The 12621-nt window shown below is 71.0% G+C and carries 16 protein-coding genes and 1 tRNA gene; 3 read left to right on the top strand and 14 right to left on the bottom strand.

Translation table 11 applies throughout. From position 1 onward, the window contains the following. Positions 1 to 67: 67 nt before the first annotated feature. From ACFYXK_RS21570 to ACFYXK_RS21580, 3 genes are all read right to left on the bottom strand, one after another. The gene (locus ACFYXK_RS21570) at positions 68 to 1045 is read right to left on the bottom strand and encodes a sigma-70 family RNA polymerase sigma factor (RefSeq protein WP_389412577.1); all 978 of its coding nucleotides are present in this window, start codon (positions 1043 to 1045) and stop codon (positions 68 to 70) included. Between the two features lie 484 nt (positions 1046 to 1529). Then, complete coding sequence (locus ACFYXK_RS21575) at positions 1530 to 3068, bottom strand: MFS transporter (RefSeq protein WP_389412578.1); 1539 nt, start codon at positions 3066 to 3068, stop codon at positions 1530 to 1532. Positions 3069 to 3161: 93 nt separating this feature from the next. Beyond that, positions 3162 to 3875: a TetR/AcrR family transcriptional regulator gene (locus ACFYXK_RS21580; RefSeq protein ID WP_389412579.1), complete on the bottom strand. Its 714-nt coding sequence runs from the start codon at positions 3873 to 3875 to the stop codon at positions 3162 to 3164. Between the two features lie 247 nt (positions 3876 to 4122). Between ACFYXK_RS21580 and ACFYXK_RS21585 the strand changes: the two genes are divergently transcribed. Both ACFYXK_RS21585 and ACFYXK_RS21590 read left to right on the top strand, forming a co-directional pair. After that, positions 4123 to 5400, top strand: coding sequence for a M6 family metalloprotease domain-containing protein (locus tag ACFYXK_RS21585; protein WP_389412580.1), 1278 nt, complete (start codon positions 4123 to 4125; stop codon positions 5398 to 5400). An 88-nt stretch (positions 5401 to 5488) separates the two neighbouring features. Next, on the top strand, positions 5489 to 5971 hold the full coding sequence (locus ACFYXK_RS21590; RefSeq protein ID WP_389412581.1) for a RidA family protein: 483 nt from the start codon (positions 5489 to 5491) through the stop codon (positions 5969 to 5971). 9 nt (positions 5972 to 5980) lie between these two features. Here the strand turns inward: ACFYXK_RS21590 and ACFYXK_RS21595 are convergent, their stop codons facing one another. Further along, on the bottom strand, positions 5981 to 6856 hold the full coding sequence (locus tag ACFYXK_RS21595) for an FAD binding domain-containing protein (RefSeq protein ID WP_383514999.1): 876 nt from the start codon (positions 6854 to 6856) through the stop codon (positions 5981 to 5983). Between the two features lie 373 nt (positions 6857 to 7229). Between ACFYXK_RS21595 and ACFYXK_RS21600 the strand changes: the two genes are divergently transcribed. Further along, a tRNA-Arg gene (locus ACFYXK_RS21600) sits at positions 7230 to 7302 on the top strand. A 71-nt stretch (positions 7303 to 7373) separates the two neighbouring features. On the opposite strand, the gene ACFYXK_RS21605 is transcribed toward ACFYXK_RS21600, so the two are convergent. The 10 genes from ACFYXK_RS21605 to ACFYXK_RS21650 all read right to left on the bottom strand — a co-directional run bounded on the left by ACFYXK_RS21605 (position 7374) and on the right by ACFYXK_RS21650 (position 12620). Beyond that, positions 7374 to 8519 (bottom strand): tyrosine-type recombinase/integrase, encoded by a 1146-nt coding sequence (locus ACFYXK_RS21605; RefSeq protein ID WP_389412582.1) that lies wholly within the window; start codon positions 8517 to 8519, stop codon positions 7374 to 7376. Beyond that, positions 8519 to 8722: a helix-turn-helix domain-containing protein gene (locus tag ACFYXK_RS21610; RefSeq protein ID WP_389412583.1), complete on the bottom strand. Its 204-nt coding sequence runs from the start codon at positions 8720 to 8722 to the stop codon at positions 8519 to 8521. Before ACFYXK_RS21610 ends, ACFYXK_RS21605 begins: the two co-directional genes overlap by 1 nt. A gap of 2 nt (positions 8723 to 8724) precedes the next feature. Beyond that, complete coding sequence (locus ACFYXK_RS21615) at positions 8725 to 10206, bottom strand: replication initiator (protein ID WP_389412584.1); 1482 nt, start codon at positions 10204 to 10206, stop codon at positions 8725 to 8727. 4 nt (positions 10207 to 10210) lie between these two features. Next, positions 10211 to 10396: a hypothetical protein gene (locus ACFYXK_RS21620; RefSeq protein WP_389412585.1), complete on the bottom strand. Its 186-nt coding sequence runs from the start codon at positions 10394 to 10396 to the stop codon at positions 10211 to 10213. Positions 10397 to 10401: 5 nt separating this feature from the next. Further along, the gene (locus ACFYXK_RS21625; RefSeq protein WP_389412586.1) at positions 10402 to 10581 is read right to left on the bottom strand and encodes a hypothetical protein; all 180 of its coding nucleotides are present in this window, start codon (positions 10579 to 10581) and stop codon (positions 10402 to 10404) included. 94 nt (positions 10582 to 10675) lie between these two features. Further along, positions 10676 to 11221, bottom strand: a complete 546-nt coding sequence (locus ACFYXK_RS21630) for a GGDEF domain-containing protein (protein WP_389412644.1) — start codon at positions 11219 to 11221, stop codon at positions 10676 to 10678. 5 nt (positions 11222 to 11226) lie between these two features. After that, positions 11227 to 11556: a SpdD-like protein gene (locus ACFYXK_RS21635; RefSeq protein ID WP_389412587.1), complete on the bottom strand. Its 330-nt coding sequence runs from the start codon at positions 11554 to 11556 to the stop codon at positions 11227 to 11229. A gap of 11 nt (positions 11557 to 11567) precedes the next feature. Further along, positions 11568 to 11723, bottom strand: coding sequence for a hypothetical protein (locus ACFYXK_RS21640; protein WP_389412588.1), 156 nt, complete (start codon positions 11721 to 11723; stop codon positions 11568 to 11570). Between the two features lie 20 nt (positions 11724 to 11743). Further along, positions 11744 to 11932 (bottom strand): mobile element transfer protein, encoded by a 189-nt coding sequence (locus ACFYXK_RS21645; RefSeq protein WP_389412589.1) that lies wholly within the window; start codon positions 11930 to 11932, stop codon positions 11744 to 11746. A 19-nt stretch (positions 11933 to 11951) separates the two neighbouring features. After that, entirely contained in the window at positions 11952 to 12620 is a 669-nt protein-coding gene (locus tag ACFYXK_RS21650; RefSeq protein WP_389412590.1) for a DUF2637 domain-containing protein, read from the bottom strand. Position 12621: the final 1 nt, after the last annotated feature.

The following is a 12621-nucleotide window of genomic DNA, read 5'->3' on the forward strand; positions in this document are numbered from 1 at the left end:
GGAGCCCCCGGCGTCTGGGGGGGGTAGACGCCGAGGGCTCGTTCGAGGGGGCTGCGCGCGGGCCGGGTCAGGCCACGGCGTCGAAGCCCGTGTCGCGGGCCATGCGCTTCAGCTCGAGGAGCGCGTGCTTCTCGATCTGGCGGATCCGCTCCCGGGTCAGGCCGTGCTGCTTGCCGACCTCCGTCAGGGTCCGCTCGCGGCCGTCGTCGATGCCGTACCGCATCTTGATGATCGACGCCGTGCGCTGGTCCAGCTTGCCCAGCAGGTCCTCCAGCTCCTCGCTGCGCAGGAGCGAGAGCACGGACTGCTCGGGGGAGATCGCGGAGGTGTCCTCGAGGAGGTCGCCGAACTGCGTCTCGCCCTCGTCGTCCACGGACATGTTCAGGCTGACCGGGTCGCGGGCCCAGTCCAGGACGTCTCCCACGCGCTTCTCCGTCGAGTCCAGCTCGGCGGCGATCTCCGCGTGGTCCGGGTCCCGGCCGTTCTCCCGGTTGAACTCCCGCTGGATCCGCCGGATCCGGCCGAGCTCCTCCACCAGGTGGACGGGGAGGCGGATGGTGCGGGACTGGTCGGCGATGGAGCGGGTGATGGCCTGGCGGATCCACCACGTGGCGTACGTGGAGAACTTGAAGCCCTTGGCGTAGTCGAACTTCTCGACGGCGCGCACCAGGCCCGCATTGCCCTCCTGGATCAGGTCCAGCAGGGGCAGGCCGCTGCGCGGGTAGCGGCGGGCGACGGCCACGACGAGGCGGAGGTTGGAGCGGATGAAGATCTCCTTGGCGCGCTCTCCCTCGGCGGCCAGTGCTTCCAGCTCCTCGCGCGACGGCGTCTCGCCCTCGCGCCCGGTCTCGCCGTCGAGGATCTGCTGGGCGTACACGCCCGCCTCGATGATCTGCGAGAGCTCCACTTCCTTGGCCGCGTCGAGCAGGGGGGTGCGCGCGATCTCGTCCAGGTACATGCCCACCAGGTCGCGGTCGGCGATCTCCCCGCCCACAGCGCGGGCGCTGCTCCTGGACTGACGACGGGCGACGGCGCGGGTTGCCATGCGTGCTCCCTTGCAATGAGTTAGGTCGCGGTGCGGCTGCTGGAACGCGGCTCTGCGTCCCTGGACACTCTCCCGAGTGCCCGCTTCCGAAGGAAACAACGACTGGAATCGGGACAGAATTCCCACGCCGATCCCTCTTTTTCGAGATCTTGCAGTATCCTGCCCCGCCATCCCTCGCGCAGGGGGCGGGGCAGGACGCCGCCAGGGCTCGAAGAGGTGCAGGTCAGGCCCGCGTTCCCGGCCGGCCCGGAAGCCTTCGCCGACCCGTACGGGCGTCACGTCCGTGAGACCGCCGTCACACGCCGCGACGCGCGCCGTGGCTGCACTTCACCCCTGAAGACGACCCCCGCCCGTTTCCGGTTGCCTGGACAACCGACCCATTCCCAGCCGAACCGGTACGGGGCCCGACACAAGACCGACCCCGTGTCGTTCAAATTTGAACGACACGGGGTCGGCAGTCATTCCCGGGGTACCCCGAGCCGCGTCAGTGGGCGATCACCGGAACCTTCACCTCGGCGTCGGCGCCCGCACCGTCACCGGAGGCGACGGGACCGCCGGCGCCCGGACGGCCGGTGTTGATCAGGGTCAGGGCGATGGTCGAGCTGGCGACGAGGATGCCGACCGCCCACCAGATGGCGCTGGAGTAGCCCTCCACCATCGCCTGGGCCTGGATCAGCTTCGCCGCCGGACCGCCCGCCGCGGCCTCGGCCGCGTGGTCGGTCAGGTACGCGGTGGTCGCCGAGGCGGCGATCGTGTTCAGCAGGGCGGTGCCGATCGCGCCGCCCACCTGCTGCGAGGTGTTGACCATGGCGGAGGCGACACCGGCGTCGGCCGGGTTCACCCCGTGCGTGGCCAGCGACATGGCCGGCATGAACGCCGTACCCATGCCGAGGCCCAGCAGCAGCTGCGCCGGCAGGATCAGCGCCGGGTACGAGGACCCGACCTCGAGCTGGGTCAGCATCAGCATGCCGGTGGCGGCGAGCAGGAAGCCCGGGCCCATCAGCAGCCGGGGCGCGACCCGGGTCATCAGGCGGGCACCGATCTGCGTGGAGCCCGTGATCATGCCCGCGATCATCGGCAGGAAGGCGAAGCCGGTCTTGACCGGCGAGAAGCCCTTCACGACCTGGAGGTAGTACGTCAGGAAGAGGAACAGGCCGAACATCGCGATGACGGCGAGACCCAGGGAGAGGTAGACACCGCCGCGGTTGCGCTCCAGCAGGACGCGCAGCGGCAGCAGCGGGGACTTCACGCGGGACTCGACGAACACGAAGGCCGCGAGCAGCGTCGCCGAGGCGATGAACATGGCCACGGTGACCGCGTCGGACCAGCCGGCCGACTCGGCGCGGGTGAAGCCGTAGACCAGCGCGACGAGGCCGAGCGTGGACAGGACCACGCCGGGGATGTCGAGCGGCGCGCGGTTGCGGCCGCCGGCGGGCTCACGGATGACCAGCCAGGCACCCACGGCCGCGACGATCGCGAACGGGATGTTGACGAAGAAGGTCCAGCGCCAGTTCAGGTACTCGGTGAGGAAGCCGCCGAGGATCAGGCCGACGGCGCCACCGCCGCCGGCGATCGCACCGTAGATGCCGAAGGCCTTGGCGCGCTCCTTGGCGTCGGTGAACATGACGGCCAGCAGGGAGAGCGCGGCCGGGGCGAGCAGTGCGCCGAAGGCACCCTGGAGGGCGCGGGCGCCGAGCATCATCGCCTCGCCGTTGGCCGCGCCGCCGAGCGCGGAGGCCAGGGCGAAACCGATGAGGCCGACGATGAAGGCGTTCTTGCGGCCCCACTTGTCGGCGATGCGGCCGCCGAAGAGGAGCAGCCCGCCGAAGGCCAGGGCGTACGCGGTGATGACCCACTGGCGGTTGCCGTCGGAGATGCCGAGGTCGGTCTGCGCGGACGGGAGGGCGATGTTCACGATGGTCGCGTCGAGGACGACCATCAGCTGCGCCAGGGCTATGAAGACGAGCGCCTTCCAGCGACTGGGATCGGCAGCCGGCGCGAGGGTCGCGGCCGTTTTTGGCATGGGGGTACCCATTTCATATGCGGAATGACTGAAAAAAGAACGTTCGAGACGTTTGATCCGGGTTTACGACGCTAGTGGGCGCGACCCAGGGCGTCACATGGTTTTCTGCCTCAGGTCCTCGAGGGTGGCCGCCGCACCGGGCAGCCGGGAGCGGGCCGGGGCCCGCAACCCGTCCAGGAACAGCTGGAGATGGCGGTGGACGAACCCCTCCACCTCGGTGCAGCTGATGCCCGGCAGGGGCCGGCTGAGCTGGGAGAGGGCGACCATGAGGTCGCCGACGCCGATGTCCGTGCGGATCAGGCCGGCCTCCTGGCCGGCGGCGACCAGGGCCTCGACGGCTTCCGCCAAGGCCTCGCGGGCCGCGACGAGTTCGGGGTGCTCGCCGTCGAAGTCCCCGGCGAGCATGGGACACAGGGCCCCGATCCGCTCGTCCGCGGCGGCGTGCGTGAAGCGGCACAGCGCGGCGAAGGCGTCGGGCTCCTCGGCGAGCGAGTCCTCGGCCTGGGCCGTGACCCGGTCCATGACGAAGAGCACCACGTGGTGGACCAGGGCGGCCCGGTCGGGGAAGTGCCGGTACAGCGTGGCGTTGCCGATGCCCGCCCGGCGGGCGACCTCGTCGAACGGTGCGCCCGAGCCCAGCTCCACGAGCACCTCGCGCGCCGCCACCAGGATCCGCTCGCGGTTGCGGACGGCGTCCGCGCGCGGACGCGGGACGCGCGTGGGAGCGGGCTCCGGGCCGACCGGGTCCACGGCCACGGCCGCCTCCGGGGCGGCCGTGGCCGCCGCGAGGGTGGTGGAGCGCGTCATGCGAGGCCTCCCTGGGCCTGGACTCGTACCCGCCCCCTTCAAACGGGGAGCCGGTCCCCGCTTTGCGGGACTCCCGTACAAACGGGGATTGCGTCCCCGGTTATTTCACCCTCATGTGTGACCTGAGTCACATCGCGGTTCCCGTTCGGACGCACCCGACGCGCGGGCGCGCCGCAGCCGACGGAGGGTGATCGCACAGAGCGCAGTCCGGGCCCGGCCGGCTGCCGCGGACCCGAAGGCGATCTCCATGCCGCAGACCCGCCACCGGATACGCACACCACGCCGTGCCGGCGCCTACATCGGCCTCACCGCGCTGGCCCTCGGTGTCACCGCCACCGCGAGCACGGGGATAGCCGACCGCAGCCACTCCACGGCCGGGCCCGTGGCCACGAGCGCCGAGTCCGCACTGGCACCCTGCCGGATCACCGGCGCGATGGGCGTGCAGATGTCCGAGGGCATGCCGACCCCACCCGGGTACTCCCGCTCGACCGGCGAGGTCCGGGCGCTGAACCTGATGATCGACTTCCCGGACGCCAAGGGCGAGGGCACGGCACTGGACCGGCTCGCGGAGTTCTTCCCCCAGACCTCCGACTGGTTCCGCACCAGCTCCTACGGCCGCCTCACGTACCGCGCCGAGGCGCCGATAAGGACCTGGCTGCGGATGCCGATGCCGTTCGCCGCGTACGGGATCGAGCGCGGCTCCGCGTACGAGCCGGGCTACCGGCAGCTCGTCGAGCACATCGCGAAGGCCGCCGACCCCGAGGTGGACTTCAGCCGCTACGACCTGGTCAACGTCCTGGTCACGCCGAACGCCGGACCGTCCGCCCTGGACACCGTGCTCTCGGTGACCTTCTCCGGCAACGGCGAGGCCCCCATGGCCGACGGCGTGCCGCTCGCCAACACGTCCTTCGTCTACAGCCGCCAGGACGACGGCTCGGGCTCCTACCGGGAGACCGGCTACCGGGTGCTCCCCCACGAGAACGGGCACGTCTTCGGACTGCCCGACCTGTACACCGCCGACGGCGGGGGCGCGGTCGGGCACTGGGACATCATGAGCGAGGACTGGGGCGCCAACAACGACCTGCTGGGCTGGCACAAGTGGAAGCTGGGCTGGCTGGACGGCTCGCAGATCAGCTGCGCCTCGAAATCCGGCGTCAGCGACCACACCCTGACCCCGCTCGGGGTGGAGGGCGGCACGAAGCTGGCCTTCGTGCCGGTGTCGGAGAGCGCCGGGTACGCGGTGGAGGTGCGCACCCGGGCCGGGAACGACGAGGCCGTCTGCAAGCCCGGCGTACTGATCTACAAGGTGGACTCCGAGGTGGACACCGGGCGCGGTCCCGTGACCGTCTCGGACAGCGCGAACGGCAGCGGCGGCTGCACCCGGCGGCCCAACGTGCACGGGGAGCTGTCGGACGCGCCGTTCCGGCCGGGCGAGACGTTCACCGACGACAAGGCCGGCATCAGCATCTCGGTGGTGGGCGAGCTGCGCGACGGCAGCTTCCAGATCCGGATCACCCGCCCCTGAGCCGGCGCGGCGCGGTGGCCACAACGCGCGACCACAAGACGACATGACCTGATGTGACCGTGAGACGACGAGACCGAGGAGACACAGGATGACGACCGGCACCCCCGAAGAGCGGCTCGCCGCGGCCGGGCTCAGCCTCCCGAAGACCCTCGCCCCGCTGGGCGCGTACGTGCCCGCCCTGGTCAACGGGCACTACGCGTACACCTCCGGCCAGCTCCCGATGGTCGACGGCGCACTGCCGCTGACCGGCAAGGTCGGCGCCGAGGTCAGCGCGGAGCAGGCCAAGGACCTGGCCCGGCTGTGCGCGCTGAACGCCCTCGCCGCGATCGCCTCGGTCGCCGGTGACCTGTCCGCCGTCAAACGCGTGGTCAAGGTGGTCGGCTTCGTGGCCAGCGATCCGGGGTTCACCGGCCAGCCGGGCGTGGTCAACGGGGCCAGCGAGCTGTTCGGCACCGCCTTCGGCGACGCCGGCATCCACGTCCGCAGCGCGGTGGGCGTGGCGGTGCTGCCGCTGGACGCGCCCGTGGAGGTCGAGGTCACCGTGGAGCTGCACACCCCGATGGGCGTCTGAGGCACCGGCTCACGCGGCTCCGCCGGCCCGGTACTCCTCCCAGGTCCACAGGAGTTGGCGGCGGGCCAGGACGCCGACGGCGTGGCGGCGGTAGCGGGCGGTGCCCCGGATGTCGTCGATCGGGTTGCACGACGCGGCCGCGAGGTCCCCGAACTGCTTCGCGATCGACGGGGTGATGAGCTTGCGGGACTCCCAGAAGCCGCCCTCCTCCAGGGCCGCGGCCAAGAACTCCTCGGCCGTCTTCGCCCGGATCGGCGTGGGGGCCGCCGAGCCGATGCCCGTACGGACGGTCCGGGTCGCCGGGTGCAGGGCCAGGCCGAAGGCGCAGACGGCGATGACCATGGCGTTGCGGGTGCCGACCTTGGAGAACTGCTGGGGCCCGTCGGCCCTGGCCACGTGGACGGCCTTGATCAGCTCGTCGGGCGCGAGGGCGTTGCGCTTGACCCCGGTGTAGAACGCGTCGATCGGGATCAGCCGTGAGCCCCGTACGGACTCCACCTCGACCTGCGCGCCGGCCGCGAGGAGCGCCGGGTGCGCGTCGCCCGCAGGGGAGGCCGTACCGAGGTTGCCGCCGACGCTGCCGCGGTTGCGGATCTGCGGTGAGGCGACGGTGTGCGAGGCGAGGGCCAGACCCGGGAGTTCCGTACGGAGGTGCTCCATGATCTCCGTGTACGGGACGGACGCGCCGATCCGCACGACGTCCTCGCCGACCTCCCATTCCCGCAGCAGCCCGATGCGGTTCAGGTCCATGAGGTACTCCGGCCGGCGGTGGTCGAAGTTGATCTCGACCATCACGTCGGTGCCGCCGGCGATGGGCACGGCGGTGGGGTGCTCGGCCTTGGCGGCGAGCGCCTCCTCCCAGCCGGCGGGGCGAAGGAAGTCCATGGGTGTCCCATGGACCGGGCTGTTCGACCTCAAACCGAATCAGCCGGAATTCGGCCATCCCGGTTCTGCGCGGCACGAACGTCAAGCGACCAGGCCACGTCACCGCCGAGTTGCGACCGCCGGTACGAAACACCGGTCGCCCTCCGAGCGGTTGGGCGACGGCGAGACCCCCTCGCCGGTGTTCTCCCCCGGCTCGTCGGCCGTGCCGGTCATCGCCGTGCGGATGCTCGCGCCTCGATGCGGGAACGGCCACCGGCGCGGCCCGTCACGTCCCGCTCCGGACGCCCGGCACGGGTCGCACACAGGCCGGAGTCGAGGCTCGCTTATGAAGGCGCATCCGCGCAGGACGATCCGCTAGGCTGTCGGAGGTCAGGCCTTCGTAGCTCAGGGGATAGAGCACCGCTCTCCTAAAGCGGGTGTCGCAGGTTCGAATCCTGCCGGGGGCACAAGACGAAGGGCCAGCTCACGGGGACATTCCCCGGGGGCTGGCCCTTTCGCATGATCACGGCCATGCCATCTACGTGCCAGAAGGCTCCGGACCGGCTTCACCCCGGCTGTGCCGGATCATCTCGCCGAGCTTGCCCGCGATGTGCTGATCACGATCACTCATCATGTGCTGATAGATCAGCGCGGCCCGCGTGGTGCTGTGTCCCATCCGCGTCATCAGCTCCCGGGTGCTGGCCCCCGCACTGGACGCGAGTGTGTTGCCCGTGTGCCGCAGGTCATGAAAGTGCACCCCGTCATGGACGCCGGCCTTGTCCCGGGCCGTGATCCAGTCGTCGCGGAAGTTGCTCCGCCGTAGGAGGCCGCCACGGGGGCCCTGGAACACGTGGCCATCCTGTCCGGCACCGGCGAAGTACTCCAGATGGTGGGTGACGTCGGGGATGAGCTCGGCCGGGAAGGCCACGGAACGGACGCCAGCCCCGGACTTCGGCGCCTTGTCGGCGAGCTTGCCGTTCTGCAGCTCGGACTGGGCACGGCGGACGAAGACGACGCAACGGTTCAGGTCCACGTCCCGGCGCCGCAGGGAGGCCAACTCGCCGAACCGGAACGTGGTGAACGCGGCGAGCAGCACGAGCAGCCGGTAGCGCGCGGGCATGGCGTCGGCCACCGCGTACACCTCTGCCACGGTCAGGATGGGCCGCTCGGGTACGTCGTAGCGGTCGGCGCCCTTGATGCGGCACGGATTGCGCCGGATCAGTTCGTCATCCACAGCCGTGTTCAAGATGGCTCGCAGGAGCTGGTACGCCTTGACCACGGTCGGCTCGCCCACACCGGCGTCCAGGAGGCCGGTACGCCATGCCCGCACCCGGGGCGTGGTGATCGCGGCCACGGACCCGGCCCCGAAGATCGGCTTGATGTGCAGCCGGATCACGCCCTCGCTCCGCTCCCGGGTGCGGTCCTCGAGCCTGCGGTGCTTCAGCCAGTCGTCCGCGTACTGCCCGAAGGCAACCTTGCCAGCGTCCGGAGCCTGGTATGTGCCCCGGACGATCTCCGCCTCGATCGTGGTCAGCCACACCTCGGCATCCGTCTTCGTGGAGAAGGTCTGCGGCGCCGACTTCATCTCGCCCGACAGCGGGTCCCGGTAGCGGGCCTGCCAGCGGCCGGACGCAAGCTGTCGCACACTGCCGAACCGGCGACGCCTGCCCTTGCGGTTCGCCATCAGACCACCGCCCCGATGCGACGCTCAACGGGCTGCACGGTGTGGGTCTCTATGTACGCCTCGACAACGGGCTCCGGGATACGGACGTGCCGGCCGACTTTAACGAAGGTGATGCGCCGTTCCTCGATCAGGCGCCGGGGGAACCGGACCGAGGTGCCGAGAAGTTCGGCGACCTGGTCAACGGTGAGCAGACGTGCGGACATGGTCACCACTCCTCTTCAGTGGCCGCTTCGAGCTGGGCTCGGATCTCGTGGGCGTGTTCGCGGTTGTGCTGGAGGTCCCGGCGGATGTTGGCGGCGAGCCAGGATTCGCCCGGTGTGTGGCCGTTACCGGCGTAGGCCCAGTGGGCGATGACGAGGAGAGTGGCCTCGGGGTGGTCGTCGGGGTTGGGCAAGCCGAGGGAGGCGCGTTGCTGGGCGGCGCGGTAGTCGGCACGGACCTGGCGTAAGGCGCCGAGGGTGGTCGAGTAGCTGCGGGACTTGGTGGAGAAGTGGCCGCGGAAGCCGAGCATGTGAGCCCAGGCGGCGAGGCGGCGGGTCGGATAGGACGCTTGGAGGCTGATGCAGGCCGCCATGAGGCGGCGGACGTGATCGGGGACAGGCAGCCTTGCGAGGTCGTCGCGGGTGCCCGTTCCTTGGCAGCCAGCACAGCGACTCAGGGCGGACCCCGGACGGTCGTACCGGTCGGACACCCCGGTTCCCCCGCACTTTCGGCAGTGCACGGCTGTATCGGTGGCGCCGGTGCTCTCGGCTGCCTTGGTCGCGTACTTGGCAACGTAGGAGGCAACGGCCTGTTCGGTCAGCTCCTCGTGCCCGAGTCCACCGATGGGCTGGACGTCGAGTTGGTCTCCCCAGGTGAGGGTGCGGGCGGGGAAGTCTCCGGCGGCGGGAAGGTTCACCGCGACGCGGCGCGCGGCGGCGCGGATTGCGTCATCGAGCAGGCTGACCGATGCCCACGACGGTGGAGACGTATTCGGTCCGGCGGGCCCATCGAGGCGTACGACGGCATGGAAGTGGACCGCTCCGCGCTTCTGGTACTCGGCGACCTTTCCGAATGAGACCCGGCATTCCTCCTTCAGCTCCACCTGCGTGATCCCGGCGCGAGCGGCGATCTCTCGGCGGAGGTAGATCGTGAAGTAGCGCCACAACTCGGAGGCGTGGTTGTTCCACAGCACCGCGCCCACGTAGTCGTACGTGGACGGGTCGAGCGCCGTGCCCAGTTCGGACGCATTCTCGTCGTGCCGGATGCCGCAGCGGCAGGGGCGGGTGCCGGGGCGGTTGTGGACCTGTCCGAAGGACGGGGCGGTCAGGGTTGCGAAGACGCGGGGGTGGTCGCGGATCGTCTCGGGGGTGCCCTTGGCGGGATCACCGATGAGGCCGGCGCGGATCAGGTGGTAGGTGTCTCCGGCGTACGTCCAGGCGCAGGCGGGGCAACGGGAGGCCCGGCGGTTGCCGCAGGCGACCCGGAGCACGCCGCCGGGTTCGGTGCTGGTGTTGTACGAGTGGAGCAGGGTCCCGGTGCCCGGGTCGACGAGCTTGGTGCCGCCGGAGAGGCGGATGGGTGCGGTGCATCCTCCGGTGCGGCGGATCTGTTCGTGGAGGCGGTCGAAGCCGGGGGACCCAGCCACCCGGAGCAGATCGCTCAGGGTGGCCGGGTCCAGGCCCGCCGCAGTGACGGTGTCGGTCACGTGCTCACTTCCCGTGTGCGGAGCCGTGGTTGGCATTCCAACCGGAGACCAGGGCCCTGACCTGGGCGTCTCCCCTGGCGGCAGCAGTGGCACCGCAGTGGCAGACGGCGGAGGCGGTGGCGGGCTCGGACGGGGAGGGCTTGCTCACGTGCAGATCGGGGGTGCTGGCCGTGGGCGCGAGGTTCGGCACGGGGCTCACCTACCGATCCGGACGAGGACGGCGGGAGCGATGCGGCCGAGTCCTCGGCAGGTGGGGCAGTGGACGCGGACGGTGTCTCGGGCGCCGTCCGGGTTCCGGGTTCCGGTGGTGATCGTGGCGGTGGCGAAGCCGTCGCATTCGCGGCAGACGGGCTTGGTCTGGGCGTGCTGGGGCATGATGAGGCTTCCCTTTCGGGTCCGTTGGATCTGGAGGGGGTTCAGGCGCCCGGGGCGGCGGAAGTTTGGCGACCGAGGCCGCTCCGGGGGCCGCTTAGCGTGTGTGGCGCCTGCCGTGGCCCTTGGCCGCGTACATCGAGGAGTCGGCGGCGGAGAGCGCGTCGGTGAGCGTGGGCACCGGGAGGTTCGCGCGGTGGCAGTGGCCGACCGAGGCGGAGACCGGCAGGGTGCAGCGGTTGTGCGGGACGGGCTGGTCCAAGGCGGCTCGGAGGGCGGGAAGGCCCGGGGTGGCGGCGGGGTCGGTGACGACGGCGGCGAATTCGTCTCCGCCGAGCCGGGCGGCGATTCCGTGGCGGCCGCACCAGATGGACAGGCGGCGCGCGGTTGCGGTGAGGACCGCGTCCCCGGCGGCGTGACCGTGGGTGTCGTTGACGGCCTTGAAGTCGTCCAGGTCGATCAGGAGGACGAGGGCCCCGGGGTGCTTGGACACCAGGTGTTCGGCGCGGGCGGTCCATCCGGCGCGGGTGTGCAGGCCGGTCAGGGGGTCTCGGCGGGCGGTGGCCAGGCGGCGCAGGAGTATCCCGCCGTGGAAGGCCCAGCCCAGGGCCGGTAAGCCCGCGGCGATGACGTGCGTGTCCATCTGCGTCACCGCCCCTTCTGGAGGTCCTTGACCAGCAGGCGCAGGACCACCGCGATCACGGCCACGGAGACGCCAGTGATGGCGACGGCGAGCAGCATCGAGACGAGGATGGCGCCGACCACGAGGACGACGGCACCACCGCCGGCCGCGAGGGCGAAAGCGCTGCCCGGGGTGAGCTGGGCCGTGGCGCGGGCCGGTGCGGCCGGGGCGTCGTGTTCGCAGGACTTCAAGGAAGGCTCACGGCGCGGCTCGGCTTCGGGGACGACGACGACGTGAGCGAGTGGAGCAACGGTGCCGGTCGGGAGCGGGTTGACCGGGATGCGCGGTCGGAGCATGGCGGGTCTCCCTACTTGATGATCGGGGCGAGGAACGGGGCAAGAGAGCTTTTGGCGAGCAGGAATCCGCCGAGGAGGATCACGGCCACGAGCCACAGCGGCGGGCGGACGAGCTTGTAGCCGAGGACGCCGACGGCGATCAGGGCGAGCCAGAGAGGTACGTCCATGACGCGGGTCTCCTTCGTGATCAGCGCGGGTTGCAGCGGTGGGTTCGGGCGGCGAGTTCGGCGGCGGCCCGGGTGAGGTAGTCGGCGGAGAAGTCGCAGCCGGGCGCGGTGCACACGGCGGTGTGCTTCGTACGGCCCCGGCCGTCGTTGTGGCTGCCGACCTGCACCGGGCCGATGCGGATGACGTTGTAGAAGCGATTCGGGCGCATGGATCTGTCCCCTTTCGTGTCAGGCGAGTTGGAGGGCGATCGAGTCCGCCAGAGCGGCGGGAACACCGAGGCGAGCGCGGAGGGTCCCCGCGTCGATCGGGGTGCCGGTCTGGGCTCGGTGGGCGTCCGCGATCTTCCGGGCGTGGTCGAGCAGCGCGGGCGGAACAGGCACGGCAGGCGCCGTGGGTGTCAGCTGCGGTGCGATGTCCTGCGGGGCGGGCGCGGCCGGGGGCAGCTCGGGAGCCGGTTCCGGGGCGCGTTCCACGGTCAGGTCCGGCAGGACGGGTTCCTCGGCGGGCTCAGGCTCTGGCGCAGGCCGTGGATCCGGGGACGGGGCGTGGGCGAGAAGGGTGCCGCCGAGGAAGGCGAGCGCCGGCCATCCGGCGACGAGGATGCGCAGCCACGGCGGGACGTTGTGCAGGTCGAGCATCCCGGCGGTGGCGACATTGGCGCCGAGTGAGGCGATGAGCGCGATGGCGAACCACAACCACGCGTCGCGGTTGGCAGTGTCCGTACGCATCCGGCGCCAGGCGGCGACCAGCAGCAGGTCCACGCTGACCGGGTAGGCCCAGGCCTTCCAACCGTCCTGTCCGGCTGCGGCGGCTAGATCGTGCAGGTGGGCGAAGGACAGGGCACCGGCGATGACGGCTTGGACGAGCACGGCGTCAGGGCGGAGATTCCGGAACACG

Origin of the sequence: Streptomyces sp. NPDC002209 (genome assembly GCF_042890265.1) — a bacterium.
Classification (GTDB): domain Bacteria; phylum Actinomycetota; class Actinomycetes; order Streptomycetales; family Streptomycetaceae; genus Streptomyces.